The following is a 21,887-nucleotide window of genomic DNA, read 5'->3' as shown; positions in this document are numbered from 1 at the left end:
CTACCGAAAAAGCTTATTGCCTGTAATTACTAAAATATATTTTAATATCCAAATGGCTTTTTAAATTGAACGCGAGAATTGGCAGCAATGCTGTTTTCTTTTTGCGCGTTTGCCGGATGCGCCGGTTTCTTATTCACCCGCCGGAGGAATGCGCATGTAGTGCGCTGCATCGAAGAGAAACGCGAGAGTATTTATGCTTGATCATAGAAAGATAATGAGTATAGTTCTCATTCTCTTTAGTGATTGCGGGCTTTGACGGACATTTCCCGCCTTTTCAGTGAGCAGATCTCACACGGACACTGAGTATACGGTGGATCCTGCTCGGGCCCTGCGGCCTGCCAACACAACTCAAACAGCAGCCCGATCCTCCCCTTTGATTTTCTTTGAATGGTAAAGGATGTTCCTGATGGCCAAAACACTGTCCGTGCTCGCGCTTGCGATCGGCGCGGCTACGCACTCCGCCTCCGCGGCAGACGCCCCAAACGAGGACACCCTTGTTGTCCAGCCCGCTCCGGCTCAAGATTTCAGGCCCGGCGGTGACCAGCTTGTTCCGGCCTTCCTTGACGGACAGGTCGCCAACGGTGGTCGCATGGGTATGCTTGGCCAGCAGAACGCCATGGACGTGCCGTTCAACGTCATCAGCTATACCTCGAAGCTGGTAGAAGACCAGCAGGCTAAAACGATTGCTGACGTTGTCGCAAACGACGCGGGCGTGCAGTACGTGCAGGGCTATGGCAACAGCGCGGAAAGCTTCCGCATTCGCGGCCTGAAGTTCGACGGCGATGACATGACCTTCGGCGGCCTCTCCGGCGTGCTGCCGCGCCAGGTGGTGGATGCGCAGATGGTGGACCGCATTGAGATCTTCAAAGGCGCGAACTCGCTGATGAACGGCGCGGCAAGCTCAGGCGTAGGCGGCATGATAAACCTTGAGCCAAAACACGCGGGCGAAACGCCGCAGGCCAAAGTCGGCGTGGATTACACCTCTGATTCACAGTTTGGCACCACGCTCGACGCGGGCCGCCGCTTCGGCGACAGCGACCAGTTCGGCGCGCGCGTTAACCTGGTCCACCGCGAAGGGGAGACGCCAATCGCCAACGATCGCCGCCGCACCACGCTGCTCTCGACAGGGCTGGACTACAGGGGCGACAGCTTCCGCACCTCGCTGGACGTGGGCTATCAAAAGAAAACCTTTCACGGCAGCCCGACCAGCGTCAACGTTTCGGCCGTGGATTTCATTCCGACGCCGCCGAAAAACGACCGCAACTTCTCGCAAAAGTGGGCCTATAGCGACATTGAAAACGAGTTTGGCATGTGGCGCAGCGAATACGATATCACCGACCGCTGGACCGCCTACGCGGGCCTTGGCGCGCAGCACGCGCACGAAGAGGGGCTTTACAGCGCGCCGAAGCTGCTCAGTGAGGACGGCACGGCCCAGGCCAGCCGTCTGGACACCAACCGCATCAGCGACTCCGTCAGCGGCATGGCGGGTATTCGCGGAAACTTCGATACCGGCTTCGTCTCGCATAAGGTCAACGTGGGCTACTCGGCGATGACCAAAAATGAAAAAATCGCCTGGAAGATGTCGGCGGCGGCGGATAACCCGTATACCAACATCTATCACAATACCGGCGTTAATCCACCGGACAGCACCAACCTAAACGGCTCGGGCGGCAACTACAGCGACCCGTTGACCAGCGGCCGCACCCGCACGCAGGGCTGGCTGCTAAGCGATACGCTTGGCGTGCTGGACGATACCCTGCTGTTCACCGTCGGCGCGCGTCATCAGAAGGTGGTTATCCTCGGCTATAACAAAGTGACCGGCGCGGAGAACGAGGCGGACGGCTTCGACGGCAGCCGCTGGATGCCAACCTACGGCGTCGTCTACAAGCCGTGGAGCACAATCTCGCTTTACGCCAACCATACAGAAGCGCTGCAGCCGGGGAAAACCGCGCCCAACACCGCCACCAACTACGGCCAGAGCACCGGTATCGTTCACTCTAAGCAAAACGAAGTGGGCGTGAAGGCGGACCTTGGCCGCCTGGGCGGCTCGCTGGCGCTGTTTGAGATCAAAATGCCGTCGGCGATCCTCGACGGCAATAACCACTACGGGCTGGACGCCGAGCAGCGCAACCGCGGCGTGGAGCTGAACGTATTTGGCGAGCCGATGCTGGGCATGCGCCTGAACGCCAGCGCCACCTGGCTGCAGGCCGAGCTGACCAAAACCAAAAACGGCGTGAACCAGGGCAACGATGCCATCGGCATTCCGAACTTCTACGCCGTGCTGGGCGCGGAGTATGACATCAAGCCGATTGACGGCCTGACCGCCACCGCGCGCGTTAACCACTCTGGCTCTCAGTATGCGAACCTGGCGAACACCAAAAAGCTGGATAGCTACACCACGCTGGATCTGGGCGTGCGCTATCGCTTCGCGGTTAACCACAGCGAAAATCAGATGACCGTTCGGGCGGGCATCGACAACGTGACCGATAAAAACTACTGGGCCGCCGTCGACGACTCCGGTACCTACATCACCCAGGGTGAGCCGCGTACCTTTAAGGTCTCGGTCGGCTACGAGTTCTGAGTTCCACCTCGTCATCCGGGGCAGGGATGCCCCAATCCCTTGCTACCTCCAGCATGAAGTGTTAAAACGTGCCCCTTCTAAAAAAGAGACAGGGGTAGGACGTGAAAGACGCGTCATCCGCTTCAGGCAACGGCAGCGCTGAAGCCACGTCGGAAACTAATCCGACGCTGCAACGTGGTTTGCAAAATCGACATATTCAGTTAATCGCCCTTGGCGGCGCAATTGGTACCGGGCTGTTCCTCGGCATTGGACCTGCCATTCAAATGGCCGGTCCGGCGGTTATTCTGGGCTACGGCATCGCCGGCATCATCGCCTTCCTGATCATGCGCCAGCTCGGCGAAATGGTAGTAGAAGAGCCGGTGTCCGGCTCGTTTGCCCACTTCGCCTACAAATATTGGGGCCCGTTTGCCGGCTTCCTTTCCGGCTGGAACTACTGGGTAATGTTCGTCCTCGTGGGCATGGCCGAGCTGACCGCCGCGGGCATCTATATGCAGTACTGGCTGCCGGACGTCCCGACGTGGGTCTGGGCAGCAGGCTTCTTCATTATTATCAACGCCATTAACCTCGTGAACGTGCGCCTTTACGGTGAAACGGAGTTCTGGTTTGCGCTGATCAAGGTGCTGGCGATTATCGGCATGATTGGCTTCGGCCTGTGGCTGCTGTTCTCCGGCCACGGGGGCGAGCGGGCGACTCTCGATAATCTGTGGCAGCACGGCGGCTTCCTGGCAACCGGCTGGAAAGGGCTGATCCTCTCTCTGGCGGTGATTATGTTCTCCTTCGGCGGGCTGGAGCTGATTGGGATTACCGCCGCTGAAGCGCGCGATCCGCATAAAAGCATTCCGAAAGCGGTTAACCAGGTGGTGTACCGAATCCTGCTTTTCTACATCGGTTCGCTGGTGGTTCTGCTGGCGCTTTACCCGTGGGTGGAAGTGAAATCCGACAGCAGCCCGTTCGTGATGATTTTCCACGATCTGAACAGCAACATAGTCGCTTCGGCGCTGAACTTTGTCATTCTGGTGGCGTCGCTGTCGGTGTATAACAGCGGCGTATACTCCAACAGCCGCATGCTGTTTGGCCTCTCCGTACAGGGCAACGCGCCGAAGTTCCTGACCCGCGTCAGTCGTCGCGGCGTGCCGGTGAACTCGCTGATCCTCTCCGGCGCGATCACCTCGCTGGTGGTGCTGATCAACTACCTGCTGCCGAAAGAGGCCTTTGGCCTGCTGATGGCGCTGGTTGTCGCCACGCTGCTGCTCAACTGGATCATGATCTGCCTGGCGCACCTGCGCTTTCGCTCGGCGATGCGCCGCAAGGGGCGCGACACCCAGTTCAAGGCGCTGCTTTACCCGGCGGGGAACTATATCTGCATCGCCTTCCTGGCCATGATCCTCGTGCTGATGTGCACCATCGACGACATGCGCCTTTCCGCAATGCTGCTGCCGGTGTGGGTGATCTTCCTGTTTGTGGCGTTTAAACTGTCGCGTAAAAAGTAGCACGGTTTTCGCCCTCTCCCAGTGGGAGAGGGCCGGGGTGAGGGCACAGCCGCACTTGCCTTCACGCCCGGTGGCGCTTCGCTTATTCGGCCTACAATAGATTATCTGGCGATGACACCCGACAGCGAGCGAATATCGTTCCCGGTCGGCGACTGGTGAATGCGCAGGCCGAATTCGTCCACTACGGCAAATATATGGTCGAAGATATCAGCCTGAATCTCTTCATATTCCGCCCAGACAACCGTGTTGGTAAAAGCGTATATTTCAATCGGCAGGCCGTTAGCGTCCGGCGCAAGCTGACGCACCATCAGCGTCATATCTTTACGAATGCGCGGGTGGTTGCGCAAATATTCATTCAGGTACGCGCGGAAGGTGCCAATATTGGTCATCTTGCGCAGGTTTAATACCGATTCCCCTTCGCCATTTTTCTCATTCCACAGGCTAATTTCCTCATGGCGCGCGGCCAGATAAGGTTTCAGCAGCTTCGCCTTTATCAGCTTATGCTGTTCCTGCTCGTCGAGAAAATGAATGCTGGTGGTATCAATATTCAGGCTGCGCTTAATGCGGCGCCCGCCGGACGCGGACATTCCGCTCCAGTTAATAAACGCGTCTGAGACCAGCGCCCACGTCGGGATGGTGGTGATGGTGTTGTCGAAGTTGCGCACTTTGACGGTGGTCAGGCCGATGTCCGTCACCGTGCCGTTAGCGCCGTATTTTGGCATTTCCAGCCAGTCCCCAAGCTTGAGCATGTCGTTGGCGGAGAGCTGGATCCCCGCCACAAGCCCCAGTATCGGGTCTTTAAACACCAGCATTAAGACCGCCGCCATGGCGCCCAGGCCGCTAATCAGGATAGCGGGGGATTGGCCTATCAGCAGGGAGATTATCAAGATCCCGACCAGAATGGCGCTGACGAGCTTAATGCCCTGGAATATGCCCTTCAGCGGCAGCTGTGAGGCGGTCGCCATTTTCTGCGAGAGATTGAAAATGACGTCCAGCAGCGAGAAGAAGGAGAGCAGGGCGTACACCATGACCCACAGCTTGGCGCAGGTGGTGACTATTTCCGCCGCTTCGCTCCCCTTTTGCAGCCACAGCACGGCCTGAACGTTGACGATTATCCCTTGTAAGGTAAACGCCAGGCGGTGAAATAATTTGTTCTGGGTAATGATTTGCAGCCATAAATGGCTGCTGGCCTGGGCGCGTTTTTCAAACGCCCGAAGAACCAGCTTGTGCAGTACAAAATGAATAATAATGGCGGTAAGAAAAATAATGCCAAAGATAATCACTAATGAAGTGGTGTGATTAATTTCAATGCCTAACTCTTCAACCTGAGCAATTAATTCCTGCATAACGTCTCCTTTAATGATGCAGCCCCATAATGGCGGCTGCGGATCTATTATGCAAATTCATTGGGGCTATTTCGCCGCTGAGCAGGACCTGGCAACCGGCAGGCAGAGATGGTGGCGCATGCGCAGCGTCACCATTGCCAGCACGAGCATCATGCCCGTTTCGACGCACAGGAAGACGTTAATCGCCTGGGCGTAATCGCCGCGATGGTTGTGCAGCGCGTGCAGCAAAATCGCCCCGAAGATCGCCGGGCCAAGCCCTAACGCGGCCTGCTGGAGAGTGCTTAAAATTGCGCTGGCGGCACCTGCGTCATCGGGCTGGATATCGCGCATGCCGATGCGATAGAAGCTGTTGACGATCAGCGCCTGTCCGTAGCCGACCAGCCCGGTGGCCGGGGCCAGCGTCAGCGCGGTATTGTTCATCCCCCACGTGCAGAAGGTGGCCACCAGCGCCAGCAGGCCGACAATCTGGATCGCAAGGCCGGTCAGCAGGATCGTGCTGGTGCGGTAGCGCGCGATCAGGCGCGGGGCGAACCATGCGGAGACGAAGTAGGTCACCCCGAGCGCGATAAAGCTGTTCCCGGACTGCCACGGCGCCATCCCAAGACCGGTTTGCATCGTGAGCGCCATGCAGAACATAAACCCGGACCAGGCGCTAAAGAAAAGCATCGCGATCAGCACGCCGAAGCGGATGCTGCGAAGCTGGAGCAGGCGCGGCGGGATTAGCGGGTGCGCGCCCTCGCGCTCTTTTTTACGCGCGCTGAGCGCCATCAGCCAGGCCAGCGGAAGAATAGCCGCCAGCGCCGCCTTCAGCGGCCAGGCCCAGTGCCACTGAGGGCCGAGCGCCATCGGGAACAGCAGGCAGCAGAGGATTATCGCCAGCAGCGCGGTGCCCTGCCAGTCAATGCGCGACGGCGTTTCCCGGCGCGTTTCCGGCACGTAGCGGCGGCTCAATGCCAGCACGACAAGGCAAATCGGCACGTTGATAAAGAACGCGTTGCGCCAGCCAAGCCCGGCGACGTCCGCCGACACCAGCCAGCCGCCGCCCATCTGCCCGACGATAAACGCAATCCCGCCGATGCCGCCAAACAGGCTGATTGCCTTCGCGTGGGCGGTGCCCTTTAGCGTGACGTGCAGCGTGGCGAGGATTTGCGGCATGATGAGCGCCGCGCCCGCGCCCTGAACGATGCGCGCGGCAAGCAGCTGTTCGATGTTCCCCGCCATGCCGCACAGCAGCGAGGCCAGGCCGAAGCTCGCCACGCCCCACATAAACAGACGGCGGCGGCCATGGTTATCCCCGAGCTTGCTGCCGAGCGCCAGGCAGACGGCAAAGGCCACGCCGTAAAGCGCCACGATCAGCTCAAGCTCGGTGGCCGTGGCGTGCAGGGAGTGGGTAATGGAATCCAGCGCCACGTTGGTGATAGACGTATCGATCAGCGGCAGCATCTGGCCGGTCAAGAGCAATACCAGGCCTGCGCGACCCGGTGAAATAGCTGACGTATTCATGGTAACTCCATTGCGTCAAACGGCTGAGGAACGTAGCATCGTCTATCTGATAAACGGGTACCAGTTCTTGCCTATACTGGTACTGGCACTACCACGCAGGAGGATTTATGGCGCTGATGTCTGAACCCGTCACCTCGCTTCAGGATGACACCCGCAAGCAGCTCGGCGCGTTTTTACGCGCGCGCCGTGAAAGCCTCGATCCGCAGCGCCTCGGCCTGCCGCGCAGCGGCCGTCGCCGCACGCCGGGGCTGCGCCGCGAAGAGGTGGCGATGCTCGCCGACGTGGGCGTGACCTGGTACACCTGGCTGGAGCAGGGCAGGGACGTCAATCCGTCAAGTGCGGTTATGGCGGCGGTGGCGAAAGCGCTTCAGTGCACGCCAACGGAGGCAAGGCACCTCTTCGTGCTGGCCGGGCTGCCGCCGGGCGAAGCGCCGCAGGCGGCCTGCTGTGAAGGTATCAGCGAAGGCACGCGTCGCCTGCTGGATACGCTGATGCCGAAGCCCGCCAGCATACAAAAACCGAACTTCGACATCGTGGCGTGGAACGACAGCTTCGGCCATCTGATGGGCGTCGACTTTAACGCGATCCCGCCGGAGGATCGCAACTGTATCTACCTGTTCCTCACCCATCCGGCGTGGCGCGCGCGGCTCGGCAAGCGCGACGACGTGCTGCCCGTTTTTGTCTCCTACTTCCGCGCGGCGATGGCCGAACACCGGGGCGATCCGCTGTGGGAAGCGAAGCTGGCGCGCTTCTTTGCTGTGTCCGAAGAGTTTAAAACCCTGTGGCACCAGCGCAACGACGTGCGCGGCGTGGAAAATCAGCTCAAGCTGTTTACCCACCCCGAGCTGGGGGATTTTCATCTGCAGCAGATGTACTGGTACTCCGCGCCCCGCAACGGCTCGCGGCTGCTGGTTTATCTGCCGGTGGACGAGGCGGGGGAAAGGGCAATGGACTGGCTGGCGGAGCAGGGGAAATAATTTTTTTGCGAGGGGCTTTCAGGGAATCATCACGGTTTCGGTTCGAGCACGTCAAAGCGTGTAGGTTGACGCCTTAATGAAAACAACCCGCTGAATTTACGTCATTTCAGTGGGTTGCTAAGTCGTCTATACTTGCGTGATGAGAAACCACCGTGCCGCCGCTAATGATTGATTCCGCAGATTTCAGCCAAAAACTGGGGCTTATCTCCCGTAACGTCGAGCATACCGACGCTTTTCTTGCGCGCGGAACGGCAGATTTTCATCTGCCCGGCTTTGTGCTGCCGGTAGGCTATCGACTGTTAAAATCTCTCTATAGTAATGAATACAGGCTGGTCACCACCGATGACGGCAAACCCTACACGGCGTACGCCGTGAAGCTGGCGTTTCATAGAGAGATCACATTTCCTCACGGCGCGGCGACGCAGGTCATGGTCTGGCGCACGCCGCGCGTCGTGCATCAACGCGTGATTAGCGGTTTCCCCCAGCTGTTTTTTCAATGGGTGCTAAACGAGTACGACATTGTCGTTTCTGACAGCGAGCAAACAGGAGACGGGCAGCGGTTTTGGCTGAGAATGATCGACTGGGCGTTTACGATGGATTATCGGATAAGCGTAGCGGATGGTACGGTTGGTGAAGAGTGGGCCCTGACGCCCGTGAATACTTACGCCGAGCTGGAAGAACGCTGGATTGCCTTTGCCTGGGGACACGATCGCGATGTGCATCCGCACCGCAGGCTGGTTATCAGCAGAACGTAACGGGCCGCTGTCCGCGGCCCATCAGTCTTAGCACTCGGTCACAATGGTGCTCAGCGGCAGGCGAGACTTCGGCAGCGTGGCGTTGAAATCTTCCACGCTGTGGTGGCCAACCGGCACCACCACCAGGCTGGTAAAGCCTTTCTCTTTCAGGCCAAACTCCTCGTCGAGGATCGCGGCGTCAAAGCCTTCAATCGGTACCGCATCCAGGCCCATCGCGCCTACGCCCAGCAGGAAGTTACCCACGTTCAGGTACACCTGTTTTGCCATCCACTGGTCGTCATCCTTCAGATCCACGCGGTGCATATCGGCAAAGTAGCGGCGGCCCTTGTTGTTCGCGGCTTTGGCTTCCGGCGTGTTGAAGCGGCCATCGGCCTCTTCCTGATCCACCACGAGGTCCAGCCACGCGTCGTCCATTGCGGTCTTCGCGCAGAACACCACAACGTGAGACGCATCCAGCATTTTGCGCTCGTTGAACACGTAGGTGCCCGCCGCGGATTTCGCCACGCGCGCTTTACCTTCGTCCGTGCTGGCAACGATGAAGTGCCACGGCTGGGAGTTGGTGCTGGACGGGCTGTACTGCAGCAGCGTTTTGATTTTTTCCGCTTCTTCCGCGGTCAGTTTTTTGCTTGCGTCGAACGCTTTGGCAGAGTGGCGTTTCAGCGCGACAGAAATGATATCCATAACAGCTCCTGGTCAGTAAATTCGCCCGCTTGCGGGCGCGAAAGGAAAGCAGAGTACAAGGGAAAATGACAAAAGATAAGTGCATTTCGAGCGCTTAAACTGTTCGTCTGAGGCGAACAATCACGCCGGGCGTATCCGCTTCTGGTCTTTTTTAGGCAGCTTATCTACCACCAGATTCCATGAGTCATTGACCAGATCGGCCACCAGCTCAGGCGTGATATCGTCAGTGCCGTAAAGTGAAATCCAGTGCTTTTTGTTCAGATGATAGCCCGGCTCAATGCCGCGATAAATCTGCTGATTAAGCAACGACTTTTCCGGATCGGATTTGAGGCTAACGTGCGGCCTTCCGTGAGCCACGGCGGCGAGCATAAAAATCTTTCCACCCACCTTAAACACGTCAAACTCCGGGCCAAACGGCCAGCAGTGCTCCGTGAAGGGGAGTTCTAGCGCCACGCGCATGGCGTGTTCCTGCAGTGATTTACTGTCCATCGGCGTTCTCAACGGCAAGGCCGCGCCACATCACTTCAAAGCCCAGCGCCTTAAAATCGACCGCGCGAGACGGGTCGCGGGTGGCAAATTCCATCGTGGTTTCGGCCAGCGACAGGAACATCGCATCGCCGAAGGTTTTAAATTCGTCAGACATAAACACCGGGCGCACCGACCGGCGGCACAGCTCGTGCAGTTCCGGGAACATATCTTTCACCTCTTGTTCGGTCTCGGCGCTGAGCTTTTCGCTGACGCCAATCTGGCGAATGGCGGCGTGGGCAACCGGGTTGCGAATGCCCCAGTCGACGTAGCTGTTCCAGATATTGCGGGTATGTTCCTTGGGAAGCGTAATGGCGCGGTCCAGGTTTGCCAGCATGGTCTGGCAAAGATCCTGCTTCAGGTGCACGTAGAGGGCGTTGAGCAGATCGTCTTTGGTAGCAAAGTAGCGAAACAGCGTGCCTTCGGCGACACCCGCACGCCGGGCGATGGTCGCCGTTGATGCGGCAATCCCCGACTGCGCAAACGCAGCGGTTGCTGCCTCCAGTAACGCCTGTTTTTTATCTTCACTCTTCGGACGTGCCACTAAAAACTCCTCTTTGTCAAATGTAAAAAAACGTATTGAAGCATGCGGGGCATCGCCCTGCAACGCGGAATGTCAAAGATCGAAAACGTCTTGACGGCTTTCTCGTCCCATCTATAATGAGTGCTTACTCACTCATAATCAAGTTTACCCCGCGCAAACCATCGGAAGGGGCGCGTTAACGGGCCAGGAAATGAAAAAGCCTCTCTTCATCTGCGTGGTGTTTGTCATGATTATTGCGTCTGCGGCGAGCCTGCCGTTTGTTCTGAATGCCGGATTTGGCCAGCCCCCGCGGGGGGCGCAGCTGACGGAAGTAGAGGCCTCGCCACACTATCGCGACGGGAAGTTCCATAACGCGCTGCCGACGCCGGGCTTTACCGGAGAGCAAAATATGCTGGTGGCGTGGTGGCAGTTTCTGACCCGCAAAACCGAAAACGCGCGCCCCGCGCGGCCGCTGCCGCTGGTGAAAACCGATCTCGCGAGCCTGCCGCGGGAGCAGGACACGCTGGTCTGGCTGGGGCACTCGTCCTGGTATATGCAGCTGGCGGGCAAACGCATCCTCATCGATCCGGTCCTCGGCAACTATGCCGCGCCGTTCTCGTTCCTCAACAAGGCGTTCGAGGGGGAATACCCGTGGCGCGCGCAGAGCATGCCGGATATCGACCTGCTGATTATCTCTCACGATCACTACGACCATCTGGACTACGCCACCATCAGGGCGCTGCTGCCGAAGGTGAAGCGCGCGGTAACGCCGCTCGGCGTGGGCTCGCATCTGCGATACTGGGGCATGAAACCGGAGATTATCGACGAGCGTGACTGGAACCAGCAGGTGCGCATCAGCGACGCGCTAACGGTGCACGTCCTGCCCGCGCGCCACTTCTCCGGGCGCGGCATCAAGCGCGACCAAACCCTGTGGGGCAGTTTCATGTTCGTCACGCCGGAGCAGAAGGTGTACTACAGCGGAGACTCCGGCTACGGCCCGCACTTTAAGGCCATCGGCGAGCAGTTTGGCGCGGTGGATTTGGCCATCATGGAGAACGGCCAGTATGACCAGGACTGGAAGTACATTCACATGCTACCGGAGGAAACCGCGCAGGCCGCGGTGGATCTTAACGCCAGGGCGGTGGTGCCGGGCCACAACGGGCGGTTCGTGCTGGCGAAGCATACCTGGAACGATCCGCTGATCCAGCTGGCCAACGCCAGCAAAGGCAAAAACTATCGGCTGCTAACGCCGGAGCTGGGCGAGCCGGTCCGCGTGGGCGATAGCGCGCAGGAATTTCATCAGTGGTGGGAATTATGATCAACCGAGAAGCCGAAGGGGAGAGCAGTATGACCATTTCCGCTCAGGTCATCGATACCATCGTCGAATGGATCGACGACAATTTACACCAGCCGTTGCGCATTGAAGAGATAGCCCGCCACGCCGGCTACTCGAAGTGGCACCTGCAGCGGCTGTTTATGCAGTACAAAGGGGAGAGCCTCGGGCGCTACATTCGCGAGCGCAAGCTGCTGCTGGCGGCGCGCGACCTGCGCGAATCGAACGAGCGCGTGTATGACATTTGCCTGCGCTACGGGTTTGATTCCCAGCAGACCTTCACTCGCATCTTCACCCGCACGTTCCATCAGCCGCCGGGCGCGTACCGCAAGGAAAACCACGGTCGGACGCACTGACATTGACAAAACGCAGGCCGGGTAAGGCGAAGACGCCACCCGGCTTTTTTTATGCTGTTAAGACGCCAGTGAAAACCAGCGGCGCCAGACGAAGCGTAAAATGAAAAACTCGATGGCGCCCAGAGCCAGGAACCACAGGCAGAACAGGATGGTGTAAAGCTGGTTGAGATCGACCATGTGGAAGGTCGCAACCAGCTTCTGCGCCAGGACCAGGCCCAGCGACGGCGCGGGCAGCAGCAGGCAGGAGAGCAGGGCCAACAGCAAAATGCCGCCTGCGGTGAGCAGCGATTCTAACGGGTGTTTCATCTTAATGTTAATCGTCAGTTAAAAATGTAATTGTCGGGCATATTGATTCGTAAAGCAATATAAACCCGGCTGCGCTTTTTTGAAAAAATGAAGCCTTTATTCTGCGTTGAAAAAACAGAAAAATAAAAATGACTCGGAGACGATTAAATTATTATTTTGTTGTGTAAATAAATGTCGTCCTCAGGAAAATAATTTTACAAAGGTATAGGTGCTGTACCCAATTAACGTCGCAATAACAATGGCAGCGAAGATGTATAACGCCAGGCGGCGCCCGCGATAAATCCCAAACATGCATCCTCCTCGTTTAGACTTGGTTTAGAAATATTTTGTAAAAATCAGCTCATCGAAATAGTGTTAACCAGTTTTGAATAACCCGTCGTTAAATATATTGCGGCAGATCAATTTTAGTCGCAAGTATTAAAGATGAATATATTTAAGCCCGAAAGGAAATCAGGCTTCCGCCCATCGGAAATTAAAGGAACAATATGATGACTAAAAACAATCCTTCTCAGAATCGACCACCGTCAGGTGGGCTGCCTTACCAGCAGACCGTAGAGCAAGTGCTTGCTCACAAGCAGAGCCAGGCTAACGGTCTGGATCGCAAAGAGGCGCAGGCGCGTTTGCAAAAGCACGGCCCTAATGCGCTCCCGGAGAAAAAAGGCAAACCGGCCTGGCTGCGTTTTCTTGCCCACTTTAATGACGTGCTGATTTATGTCCTGCTGGCTGCCGCCGTATTAACGGCAGTAATGGGCCACTGGGTCGATACGCTGGTTATTCTGGGCGTCGCGGTAATCAATGCCTTGATTGGCCATATTCAGGAAAGCAACGCGGAAAAATCCCTGCAAAGCATTCGCAATATGCTCTCCAGCGATGCGCGGGTAATTCGTAACGGCGGCCATGAAACGATCCCAACCACGGAAATCGTCCCGGGCGATATTATTGTGCTACGCGCGGGGGATCGTATTCCGGCGGATATGCGTTTAATTGAGGCGCATAATTTACGCGTGGAAGAGGCGATTTTGACCGGCGAATCCACGGTCGTGGATAAACATATTAATCCCCTTAGCGGTGAGCTGCCGCTGGGCGATCGCACCAACCTGGTGTTCTCCGGCACGACCGTAAGCGCGGGCGGCGGCGTTGGCGTTGTGATTGCCACCGGTCAGGAGACCGAGCTCGGGCACATCAACCAGATGATGGCGGGCATTGAGAAGCACCGCACCCCGCTGCTGGTGCAGATGGACAAGCTGGGCAAAGCGATTTTCGTCATTATCCTGGCGATGATGGCGGCGCTGTTCCTCTTCAGCCTGGTGTTCCGCGAGATCCCGATGGGCGAGCTGCTGCTTTCCCTTATTAGCCTGGCCGTGGCCTCCGTGCCGGAAGGTTTGCCGGCGATTATCTCCATCATCCTCTCGCTGGGCGTGCAGGCGATGGCGCGCAAGCGTGCGATTATCCGCAAGCTGCCGACGGTTGAAACGCTGGGGGCCATGACGGTGGTCTGCTCGGATAAAACCGGCACCCTGACCATGAACGAAATGACGGTGAAGGCCATTATCACCGCCGACGCCTGCTACCGCGTGGACGGCAACAGCTACGAGCCGGTGGGCAGCCTTTATCTGGAAGGCAGCGACGAGCCGGTGCAGATCCAGCCGGGCACCGTGCTGGAGCAGTACCTTCGCACCATCGACCTGTGCAACGACAGCCAGCTGGTTCAGGACGAGCGCGGCCTGTGGGGCATCACCGGCGGGCCGACCGAGGGCGCGCTGAAGGTGCTGGCGGCAAAAGCGAACCTCGCCCCGGTTATGACCACGCTGGTCAGCAAGATCCCGTTCGACTCGCAGTACAAGTACATGAGCACCCACTACCAGATTGGCGGTGAGGAGCAGATCCTGGTCACCGGCGCGCCGGACGTGATTTTCGCCCTCTGCGCCCAGCAGCAGACCCGTAACGGCACGGCCAGTTTTGACCGCGCGTACTGGGAAGCCGAGATGGAGCGCTATGCGCGTCAGGGGCTGCGCATGGTCGCCGCGGCGTTCAAGCCGGCGAACGGCGAGCAGGAACTGACCCACGACGACCTGAGCCACGGCCTGATCTTCCTCGGCATCGCCGGGATGATGGATCCGCCGCGCCCGGAAGCGATTGACGCCATTGCGGCCTGCCAGCAGGCGGGGATCCGCGTGAAGATGATCACCGGGGATCACCCGCAGACGGCGATGAGCATTGGCCAGATGCTGGGGATTGCCAACAGCGAGCAGGCGGTCACCGGCTATCAGCTGGAGAAAATGGACGACGCCGAGCTGGCGGACGCGGCGGTGAAATATGACATCTTTGCCCGCACCAGCCCGGAACATAAGCTGCGCCTGGTGAAAGCGCTGCAGGACAAAGGCGAGATTGTCGGCATGACCGGCGACGGCGTGAACGATGCGCCGGCGCTGCGCCAGGCGGATGTGGGTATCGCGATGGGCATTAAGGGCACGGAAGTGACCAAAGAGGCGGCAGATATGGTCCTGACGGACGACAACTTCGCCACCATCGCCAGCGCGGTGAAGGAGGGGCGTCGCGTTTACGACAACCTAAAGAAGACCATCCTGTTTATTATGCCAACCAACCTGGCGCAGGGCCTGCTGATCGTGATTGCGCTGCTGGCGGGGAACATCATTCCGCTAACGCCGGTGCTGATCCTGTGGATGAACATGGCGACCTCCGCCACGCTCTCCTTCGGCCTGGCCTTTGAAGCCGCCGAGCGCAACATCATGCTTCGCCCGCCGCGCCAGACCGGGCAGCACGTTATGGACGCCTACGCCGTATGGCGCGTGGCCTTCGTCGGCACCCTGATCGCCATCGCCGCCTTTGCGCTGGAAGCCTGGCTCGGCCCGCGCGGCCACAGCGCGGAGTTCATCCGCACCGTGCTGCTGCAGATGCTGGTTACCGCCCAGTGGGTGTACATGATTAACTGCCGCAACACCGAAGGTTTCTCGCTGAACCGCGGCCTGCTGGCGAACAAAGGGATTTGGCTGGTCACCGGCGTGCTGTTCCTGCTTCAGGCGGCGATTATCTACCTGCCGTTTATGCAGATGCTGTTCGGCACCGAAGCCCTGCCGCTGCGCTACTGGTTTGTGACGCTGGCCGTTGCGGGCGCAATGTTCTTCATCGTCGAGCTCGAGAAGCGACTGACCCGCAGGTTCCGTAAGGCTGCATAACAAAACCTTACCCCTCACCCTAACCCTCTCCCCATAGGGGAGAGGGGACAGTCCGGTACTCTCCCTTGGGCTCGGTTTTCTCCCTCGCCCCTTTGGGGAGAGGGCCGGGGTGAGGGGAAAATACTGAGGTACTCCTGAATGAAACTCCCGCTCCTGCTCGCGCTCCTCGCCAGCACCCTGCAACCCGCATTTGCCGCCGCCATTCCCGTTCGCGTCGCCGTTGTCGAGCAGACCGCCCACGCCGCCGAGCGCCAGATCCCCGGCCGCATTGAAGCCATTCACACCGTTGAGCTGCGCGCGCGCGCGGAAGGCGTCATCACTAAAATCCACTTTCGCGACGGCCAGTACGTGAAAAAAGGCGACGTGCTGTTCGAGCTGGACGATGCCGAGCCGCGCGCCGCCGTGCGCCTGGCGCAGGCCGAAGTAAAAAGCGCCGAGGCCACGCTGCGCCAGGCGCAGCAGCAGCTTTCCCGCTTTGAAAGCCTGGGCAGCAGCAACGCCATCAGCCGACACGACGTGGACAACGCCCGCATGCAGCGCGACGTGGCGAGCGCCGCGCTGGAGCAGGCCAACGCGCGGCTTGAAGCCCGCGCTGTGACGCTGACCTACACCCGCATCGCCTCCCCGATTGACGGTCGCGTGGGGCACAGCCGGTTCCACGCGGGCAGCCTGGTTAACCCCGCCAGCGGGGTGCTGGTGGAGGTCGTACAGCTTGACCCGATCCGCATCGCCTTTGCGCTGGAAGAGGGGGCGTTTGCCGCCAAGGCCGGGCAGCATGCGGATCTCGGCGCGATGAAAAAAGCCTGGCAGGCGCTGATCGACAGCAGCGGGCAGCGCGTCCTCGGCGAACTGACCTCGGTGGATAACCGCATCGATCCGCGCACCGCCAGCGTGATGCTGCGCGCCGAGTTCGCCAACCCGCGCCATCAGCTTCTGCCCGGCGGCAACGTCAATGTTTATCTGCGTCCGGCGGGCGAGCAGCCGGTGCTGACCCTGCCCGCCGCGGCGGTGCAGCAGAACGGCGAAGGATTCTTTGCCTGGATCATCAGCGCCGACGGAAAAGCAGAAATGCGTCCGCTGAACGTTGCCGGGCAAATTGGCCAGCAGTTTGAGATTGCCTCCGGCGTCAAGCCCGGTGAGCGAGCGATTACTGACGGCGCACAGCGCGTGCAGCCGGGCGCTGCCGTCCAGATACTGAATTAAGGAGCCACCATGCTGACGTTTTTCATCAAACGCCCGCGCTTTGCGATGGTGATCGCGCTGGTGATAACCCTGCTGGGCGCCCTCGCGCTGAAGATTATTCCGGTTGAGCAGTATCCGCAGATTGCGCCGCCGGTCGTGAATGTGTCAGCGTCATGGCCGGGCGCCAGCTCCGCCGACGTGGCCGAAGCTATCGCCACGCCGCTGGAGACCCAGCTGAACGGCGTGGACCACATGCTCTATATGGAATCCACCAGTTCGGACGAGGGCAGCTATAGCCTTAACATCACCTTTGCGGCGGGCACCGACCCGGACATGGCGGCCATCGACGTGCAAAACCGCGTGGCGCAGGCCGTGGCGCAGCTTCCCGCCGAGGCGCAGCAAAACGGCGTGCAGGTTCGCAAGCGCTCCACCAACCTGATGATGGGGGTAAGTCTTTACTCACCAAATAACACCCACGCGCCGCTGTTCGTCAGCAACTATGCCAGCACCCAGGTGCGCGAAGCGCTGTCGCGCCTGCCGGGCGTCGGGCAGGTGCAGATGTTCGGCGCGCGCGACTACAGCATGCGCATCTGGCTGCGCCCGGAGCGCATGAACGCCCTCAACGTCACCACGGACGACGTCGCCCAGGCGCTGCGCGAGCAGAACGTGCAGGGCGCGGCGGGGCAGGTGGGCACGCCGCCGGTGTTTAACGGCCAGCAGCAGACGCTGACCATCAACGGCCTCGGCCGCCTCAACCAGGCGGAAGACTTCGCCGACATCATTATCCGCGCGGGCGAGATGGGCCAGCTGGTGCGCCTGAAGGACATCGCCACCATCGAGCTGGGGTCGCGCAGCTACAGCTCAGGCGCGCAGTTGAACGGACACGACTCCGCCTACCTCGGCATCTACCCCACGCCGTCCGCCAACGCCCTGCGCGTGGCCGACGCGGTGCGCGCCGAGCTGGAACGCCTCTCGACGCGCTTCCCGGACGATCTGGTCTACGAGGTCAAATTTGATACCACCGCCTTTGTGGCCGCTACCATCAAAGAGATTGGCGTCTCGCTGGCGCTGACCCTGCTGGCGGTTGTGGTCGTGGTGTCCCTGTTCCTGCAAAGCTGGCGCGCCACGCTTATCGTCGCGCTCGCCATTCCGGTGTCGCTGGTGGGCACCTTTGCGATGCTCTATACGCTCGGGTACTCCGCCAACACGCTGAGCCTGTTCGCCATCATTCTGGCGCTCACCATGGTGGTGGATGACGCCATCGTGGTGGTGGAGAGCGTTGAAACGCTGATGGCGGAAGGGCAGAGCCGCACGGCGGCGACCGCGCTGGCGCTCCGCCAGATTGCCGGGCCGGTGATTGCCACGACGCTGGTGCTGCTGGCGGTATTTGTGCCGGTGGCGATGCTGCCGGGGATCGTCGGCGAGCTGTATCGCCAGTTCGCGGTGACGCTCTCCACCGCCGTCACGCTTTCAAGCCTGGTCGCGCTGACGCTCACGCCCGCGCTGTGCGCGCTGCTGCTGCGCCCGCGTCCTGCGCGTCCGGCGGCCATTTTCCGCGGCTTCAATCGGGGGCTGGACGCCGCGCGCGGCGGCTATGCCCGCATCGTGAGCGTGTTTACCCATCGGCCCTGGCTGGCGCTGCTGGCAACGACGGGCGCGGCCGCCGTGGTGGCGTTCAGCGTGACGTCAATGCCGAAAGGCTTCCTGCCGCAGGAGGATCAGGGCTACTTCTTTGCCAGCGTACAGCTGCCGGAAGCGGCGTCGCTGGAGCGGACCGAGGCGGTAATGACCACCGTGCGGCAGCTTATTGCCCGTCATCCGGCGGTGGAGGACGTGATTCAGGTGTCCGGATTTAACATTCTCAACGGCACTAGCGCCTCAAACGGCGGATTTATCTCCATCATGCTGAAGGACTGGAGCGAGCGCCCGCCGCTGGATGAGGTGATGGGCATGCTGCAGCGGCAGCTGCTGGCCCTGCCGGAAGCGACGATTATGGCCTTCGCGCCGCCGACGCTGCCGGGGCTGGGCAACGCCTCCGGCTTCGACCTGCGCATTCAGGCGCAGGCGGGGCAAAGCCCGGCGGAGCTGGAGCGCGTCACGCGCGAGGTGCTGGCAAAAGCCAACCAGCATCCGCAGCTGAGCCGCGTCTTCACCACCTGGAGCAGCAGCGTGCCGCAGCTGACGCTGACGGTCGATCGCGAGCGCGCGGCCCGGCTTGACGTGCCCGTCTCGCGCATCTTCAGCAGCCTGCAGACTGCCTTCGGCGGCACGCGCGCCGGGGATTTCAGCGTCAACAACCGCGTCTACCACGTGGTAATGCAAAACGAGATGCAGTGGCGCGAGCGCGCGGAGCAAATCAGCGAGCTGTTCGTGCGCAGCCGCGGCGGCGAGCGGGTGCGCCTGAGCAACCTCGTCACCATCACGCCAACCGTCGGCGCGCCGTTCCTGCAGCAGTACAACCAGTTCCCGTCCGTGTCGGTGAGCGGCTCGGCGGCGGCAGGGGTGAGCAGCAGCGCTGCGATGGCGGCAATGGGCGAGCTTCTGGAAGAGAACCTGCCTGCCGGGTACGACTACGCCTGGAGCGGCATCTCGTATCAGGAGCAGCAGACCGGCAATCAGGCCCTGTGGATTATGCTGGCGGCGATAGTGATGGCGTGGCTGTTCCTCGTCGCGCAGTACGAGAGCTGGACGCTCCCGGCGAGCGTGATGCTCTCGGTGCTGTTCGCCCTCGGCGGGGCGCTGGTGTGGCTATGGATCGGCGGATACGCCAACGACGTGTACGTGCAGATTGGCCTGGTGCTACTGATTGCCCTTGCCGCCAAGAACGCGATCCTGATCGTCGAGTTCGCCCGCGCGCGGCGTATGGACGGGATGACGATTGTCGATGCGGCGCGGGAAGGGGCGTCGCGCCGCTTCCGCGCGGTCATGATGACCGCCGTGTCGTTTATTATCGGCGTCCTGCCGATGATGCTGGCGACCGGAGCGGGCGCCCAGAGCCGACGCATCATCGGCACCACGGTGTTCAGCGGGATGCTGGTGGCGACCGTGGTTGGCATTCTGTTTATCCCGGCGCTGTTCGTGCTGTTTCAGCGCCTGCGCGAGTGGGTCCACGGCCTTACGGACTCGTCGCCCACAGCTCGCAGTGCTTCTGAACCAGAGAAATAAGCGAGCCGCCGTCGGCGATAAAGTCCCGCATGCGCTGCGCCTCGCTCTTGCCCTGTTTTAACAGCAGGGCGATTTCCTGTATCGCGCTCGTCGCGCCGAGCTTTTCGGCCGAGGGCGCAACCTGCTCCAGCAGCCACGCGCAGTCTTCCGCCACGGTTTTATGCTCCCCGGTATGCACGTCCGTCAGAATGCCCTCCAGCCCGTAGCGACACGCCTGAAAGCGGTTAAAGCGGTACAGCAGAAAATCTTTTTCCTGGTGCTTATAGGGCCGCGCGGTCAGCAGCCAGTGGGACGTCGCCTGGATCAGCCCGGCGATATTAATGGCGTGGCCGAGCGTCAGCGGCGTATCCATCACCCGCACCTCGACGGTGCCAAAGTGCGGGCTGGGGCGAATATCCCAGTGCAGATCTTTGATGCTGTCGATCATGCTGGTGGAGCTGAGCCGACGGAACAGCCCTTCAAACTCCTGCCAGCTGTTGACCCACGGCATCTGGCCGTTGTCCGGGAAGCCGGAGAAAATATTGAGCCGCGACGAGGCGAACTTCGTGTCGGTGCCCTGCATATACGGCGACGCCGCCGCCAGCGCGATAAAGTGCGGCACGAAGCGCGACAGGCCGTGAAGGAGGTAAATGGCGTCATCCCCGGTGCGGCAGCCGACGTGGACGTGCTGGCCGAACACCGTGGCCTGTAAAATCAGATAGCCAAAGCGTTCAAGGGTGACGTTATAGCGCTCGTTGTCGCAGACCTCCTGCCGCTGCCACTTCTGAAACGGATGCGTGCCGCCGCCGCAGATCTGGATATGCTGTTCCGCCGCCGCGCGCAGGATGCTCTGCTGCATCACCGAGAACTGCGCTGCCGCCTGGTCGATGTTCTGGCACACGCCCGTCGCAATCTCGAGCATGCTTTCGGTGATGTCGTGTTTGACTTCACCGCCTTTGATGTCATCTTTTACGGCGGCGATAAGGGCGGAGGAGTCCTGGCTCAGGTCATAGCCCGGCGGGTTAACCACCTGAAGCTCAAGTTCGATGCCCAGGGTAAAGGGTTCAGAAGCGTGGAAGTCGGGTAAGGGCATGGTGAGCTCCGTTGTCGGGTATGGAGAGAGTATAGACAACGGGTCATTCTGTTCGGAACAATCCCCTCGCCGTTTTGGGAAGAGGGGGAGGGGCAACCGCAGGCGGCGTGGCGTTACGTCAGTCAATCACCAACAAACGTGCTGACCGGTATGTTAAAACGCTTCGCCAGAGCCCGCATATGGTCAAGCGTCAGCGAGCGCTGGCCGCTCAGGATGCGGCTCACCAGCGACTTCTTACCAATCTCATTTTCCAGGTCGCTTTGCGTCAGCTTATGCTGGTCCATCAGCGTTCGCAGCAGCGCCACGCCTGAGGGTATGCTGGCTACCCTCGCGTTAAACTCCGCAAACTCCGGCGACGCGTTTTCGTACCTGTCGATCTTTGCCGTTAGCATATCGATGAGTGGATTATCAGGATCGTGCTCGATCAGGTATTCCACCAGATCCAGCGCGTCTTGATAGTCTTCTTTTGTTGGGTTTACGCTCAGGAAAGGCAGCAGCTTAGTCAGCGCGTTTGCTGCTTTGATAGTTTCTGCGTAGTTCATTCTTTCGTTCTCCGATACACATCTAAAAGCTTGTCGTATTCTGCATGCGTGCTGATGTGCTTAATGAAAATCTTTCCACGAGCGAAATCAGCAAAAAACATTACCCTCAGATGCCCACCGCCAACATCAATGACCCACCATTTATCCCGGTATTTCATTTTATCGAGGCTAGGGAAGCGCAATTTCATGTCGTTTGGAGTTGGGAAGTTATCCTTGCGCAGTACCCGGTAAAGATCTTCAAGCGCGATAGCCTGATTGGGGAATAGTCTACTCGCCTTTTCAAATGGCGCTCTGGAGACGACATGCATCCTTGCCTCTTATTTCCAGATTGGAAACATTATAGTCAATGCGTA

At 59.7% G+C, this 21,887-nt stretch carries 18 protein-coding genes; 9 read left to right on the top strand and 9 right to left on the bottom strand.

Annotated elements, in window-relative coordinates:
- The first annotated feature begins 406 nt into the window (after positions 1-406).
- Together DBY73_RS20405 and pheP are read left to right on the top strand one after the other, a co-directional pair.
- Positions 407-2,581 carry a TonB-dependent siderophore receptor gene (locus DBY73_RS20405; RefSeq protein ID WP_258458754.1) on the top strand — a complete coding sequence of 725 codons (2,175 nt, stop codon included), beginning with the start codon at positions 407-409 and terminating at the stop codon, positions 2,579-2,581.
- Between the two features lie 101 nt (positions 2,582-2,682).
- Complete coding sequence (pheP, locus tag DBY73_RS20400) at positions 2,683-4,071, top strand: phenylalanine transporter (protein ID WP_112013015.1); 1,389 nt, start codon at positions 2,683-2,685, stop codon at positions 4,069-4,071.
- Between the two features lie 101 nt (positions 4,072-4,172).
- Here the strand turns inward: pheP and DBY73_RS20395 are convergent, their stop codons facing one another.
- On the bottom strand, positions 4,173-5,417 hold the full coding sequence (locus tag DBY73_RS20395) for a mechanosensitive ion channel family protein (protein ID WP_112013013.1): 1,245 nt from the start codon (positions 5,415-5,417) through the stop codon (positions 4,173-4,175).
- A 66-nt stretch (positions 5,418-5,483) separates the two neighbouring features.
- Positions 5,484-6,920 (bottom strand): MFS transporter, encoded by a 1,437-nt coding sequence (locus DBY73_RS20390; protein ID WP_112013011.1) that lies wholly within the window; start codon positions 6,918-6,920, stop codon positions 5,484-5,486.
- 107 nt (positions 6,921-7,027) lie between these two features.
- Between DBY73_RS20390 and DBY73_RS20385 the strand changes: the two genes are divergently transcribed.
- Together DBY73_RS20385 and DBY73_RS20380 are read left to right on the top strand one after the other, a co-directional pair.
- Positions 7,028-7,897, top strand: a complete 870-nt coding sequence (locus tag DBY73_RS20385; protein WP_112013009.1) for a helix-turn-helix transcriptional regulator — start codon at positions 7,028-7,030, stop codon at positions 7,895-7,897.
- A gap of 164 nt (positions 7,898-8,061) precedes the next feature.
- Positions 8,062-8,652: a hypothetical protein gene (locus DBY73_RS20380; RefSeq protein ID WP_258458753.1), complete on the top strand. Its 591-nt coding sequence runs from the start codon at positions 8,062-8,064 to the stop codon at positions 8,650-8,652.
- Between the two features lie 27 nt (positions 8,653-8,679).
- On the opposite strand, the gene nfsB is transcribed toward DBY73_RS20380, so the two are convergent.
- The 3 genes from nfsB to DBY73_RS20365 all read right to left on the bottom strand — a co-directional run bounded on the left by nfsB (position 8,680) and on the right by DBY73_RS20365 (position 10,402).
- Positions 8,680-9,333, bottom strand: a complete 654-nt coding sequence (nfsB, locus tag DBY73_RS20375) for an oxygen-insensitive NAD(P)H nitroreductase (protein ID WP_112013005.1) — start codon at positions 9,331-9,333, stop codon at positions 8,680-8,682.
- A 120-nt stretch (positions 9,334-9,453) separates the two neighbouring features.
- The gene (locus tag DBY73_RS20370; RefSeq protein ID WP_112013003.1) at positions 9,454-9,822 is read right to left on the bottom strand and encodes an MmcQ/YjbR family DNA-binding protein; all 369 of its coding nucleotides are present in this window, start codon (positions 9,820-9,822) and stop codon (positions 9,454-9,456) included.
- Positions 9,812-10,402, bottom strand: coding sequence for a TetR/AcrR family transcriptional regulator (locus DBY73_RS20365; protein ID WP_112013001.1), 591 nt, complete (start codon positions 10,400-10,402; stop codon positions 9,812-9,814). Before DBY73_RS20365 ends, DBY73_RS20370 begins: the two co-directional genes overlap by 11 nt.
- Positions 10,403-10,592: 190 nt before the next feature.
- On the opposite strand from DBY73_RS20365, the gene DBY73_RS20360 reads away from it, so the two are divergent.
- The gene (locus tag DBY73_RS20360) at positions 10,593-11,699 is read left to right on the top strand and encodes an MBL fold metallo-hydrolase (RefSeq protein WP_112012999.1); all 1,107 of its coding nucleotides are present in this window, start codon (positions 10,593-10,595) and stop codon (positions 11,697-11,699) included.
- A gap of 29 nt (positions 11,700-11,728) precedes the next feature.
- Positions 11,729-12,070 carry a RamA family antibiotic efflux transcriptional regulator gene (locus DBY73_RS20355; protein ID WP_112013025.1) on the top strand — a complete coding sequence of 114 codons (342 nt, stop codon included), beginning with the start codon at positions 11,729-11,731 and terminating at the stop codon, positions 12,068-12,070.
- 57 nt (positions 12,071-12,127) lie between these two features.
- On the opposite strand, the gene DBY73_RS20350 is transcribed toward DBY73_RS20355, so the two are convergent.
- Positions 12,128-12,376 carry a DUF1158 domain-containing protein gene (locus DBY73_RS20350; protein WP_112012997.1) on the bottom strand — a complete coding sequence of 83 codons (249 nt, stop codon included), beginning with the start codon at positions 12,374-12,376 and terminating at the stop codon, positions 12,128-12,130.
- A gap of 488 nt (positions 12,377-12,864) precedes the next feature.
- Here DBY73_RS20350 and DBY73_RS20345 point away from each other — a divergent pair, with 488 nt between their 5' ends.
- From DBY73_RS20345 to DBY73_RS20335, 3 genes are all read left to right on the top strand, one after another.
- A complete protein-coding gene (locus tag DBY73_RS20345) occupies positions 12,865-15,573 on the top strand; it encodes a cation-transporting P-type ATPase (protein WP_112012995.1) in 2,709 nt (902 codons plus the stop codon).
- Positions 15,574-15,711: 138 nt separating this feature from the next.
- Positions 15,712-16,776, top strand: coding sequence for an efflux RND transporter periplasmic adaptor subunit (locus tag DBY73_RS20340; RefSeq protein WP_112012993.1), 1,065 nt, complete (start codon positions 15,712-15,714; stop codon positions 16,774-16,776).
- A gap of 9 nt (positions 16,777-16,785) precedes the next feature.
- On the top strand, positions 16,786-19,920 hold the full coding sequence (locus DBY73_RS20335) for an efflux RND transporter permease subunit (protein WP_112012991.1): 3,135 nt from the start codon (positions 16,786-16,788) through the stop codon (positions 19,918-19,920).
- Here the strand turns inward: DBY73_RS20335 and DBY73_RS20330 are convergent.
- The 3 genes from DBY73_RS20330 to DBY73_RS20320 all read right to left on the bottom strand — a co-directional run bounded on the left by DBY73_RS20330 (position 19,871) and on the right by DBY73_RS20320 (position 21,842).
- Complete coding sequence (locus tag DBY73_RS20330; RefSeq protein ID WP_112012989.1) at positions 19,871-20,992, bottom strand: YbdK family carboxylate-amine ligase; 1,122 nt, start codon at positions 20,990-20,992, stop codon at positions 19,871-19,873. The genes DBY73_RS20335 and DBY73_RS20330 overlap by 50 nt on opposite strands.
- Positions 20,993-21,114: 122 nt before the next feature.
- A complete protein-coding gene (locus DBY73_RS20325) occupies positions 21,115-21,534 on the bottom strand; it encodes a helix-turn-helix domain-containing protein (RefSeq protein WP_112012988.1) in 420 nt (139 codons plus the stop codon).
- The gene (locus tag DBY73_RS20320) at positions 21,531-21,842 is read right to left on the bottom strand and encodes a type II toxin-antitoxin system HigB family toxin (RefSeq protein ID WP_112012986.1); all 312 of its coding nucleotides are present in this window, start codon (positions 21,840-21,842) and stop codon (positions 21,531-21,533) included. Before DBY73_RS20320 ends, DBY73_RS20325 begins: the two co-directional genes overlap by 4 nt.
- Between the last annotated feature and the right edge of the window lie 45 nt (positions 21,843-21,887).

The sequence above is a fragment of the Enterobacter sp. RIT418 genome (assembly GCF_003057745.1).
In the GTDB taxonomy this organism is placed as follows: Bacteria; Pseudomonadota; Gammaproteobacteria; order Enterobacterales; family Enterobacteriaceae; genus Enterobacter.
Note: the sequence above shows the minus strand (reverse complement) of the source record. Positions and strands in the feature narration are given on the sequence as shown.

Excerpts from the sequence above, each read along its gene's own strand:
- DBY73_RS20330 (WP_112012989.1), bottom strand. The coding sequence starts at position 20,992 with ATGCCCTTACCCGACTTCCACGCTTCTGAACCCTTTACCCTGGGCATC.
- DBY73_RS20380 (WP_258458753.1), top strand. The coding sequence starts at position 8,062 with ATGATTGATTCCGCAGATTTCAGCCAAAAACTGGGGCTTATCTCCCGT.
- DBY73_RS20350 (WP_112012997.1), bottom strand. The coding sequence starts at position 12,376 with ATGAAACACCCGTTAGAATCGCTGCTCACCGCAGGCGGCATTTTGCTG.
- DBY73_RS20405 (WP_258458754.1), top strand. The coding sequence starts at position 407 with ATGGCCAAAACACTGTCCGTGCTCGCGCTTGCGATCGGCGCGGCTACG.
- DBY73_RS20355 (WP_112013025.1), top strand. The coding sequence starts at position 11,729 with ATGACCATTTCCGCTCAGGTCATCGATACCATCGTCGAATGGATCGAC.
- DBY73_RS20335 (WP_112012991.1), top strand. The coding sequence starts at position 16,786 with ATGCTGACGTTTTTCATCAAACGCCCGCGCTTTGCGATGGTGATCGCG.
- DBY73_RS20385 (WP_112013009.1), top strand. The coding sequence starts at position 7,028 with ATGGCGCTGATGTCTGAACCCGTCACCTCGCTTCAGGATGACACCCGC.
- DBY73_RS20395 (WP_112013013.1), bottom strand. The coding sequence starts at position 5,417 with ATGCAGGAATTAATTGCTCAGGTTGAAGAGTTAGGCATTGAAATTAAT.
- DBY73_RS20325 (WP_112012988.1), bottom strand. The coding sequence starts at position 21,534 with ATGAACTACGCAGAAACTATCAAAGCAGCAAACGCGCTGACTAAGCTG.
- nfsB (WP_112013005.1), bottom strand. The coding sequence starts at position 9,333 with ATGGATATCATTTCTGTCGCGCTGAAACGCCACTCTGCCAAAGCGTTC.
- DBY73_RS20345 (WP_112012995.1), top strand. The coding sequence starts at position 12,865 with ATGACTAAAAACAATCCTTCTCAGAATCGACCACCGTCAGGTGGGCTG.
- DBY73_RS20390 (WP_112013011.1), bottom strand. The coding sequence starts at position 6,920 with ATGAATACGTCAGCTATTTCACCGGGTCGCGCAGGCCTGGTATTGCTC.
- DBY73_RS20360 (WP_112012999.1), top strand. The coding sequence starts at position 10,593 with ATGAAAAAGCCTCTCTTCATCTGCGTGGTGTTTGTCATGATTATTGCG.
- DBY73_RS20320 (WP_112012986.1), bottom strand. The coding sequence starts at position 21,842 with ATGCATGTCGTCTCCAGAGCGCCATTTGAAAAGGCGAGTAGACTATTC.
- DBY73_RS20370 (WP_112013003.1), bottom strand. The coding sequence starts at position 9,822 with ATGGACAGTAAATCACTGCAGGAACACGCCATGCGCGTGGCGCTAGAA.
- DBY73_RS20340 (WP_112012993.1), top strand. The coding sequence starts at position 15,712 with ATGAAACTCCCGCTCCTGCTCGCGCTCCTCGCCAGCACCCTGCAACCC.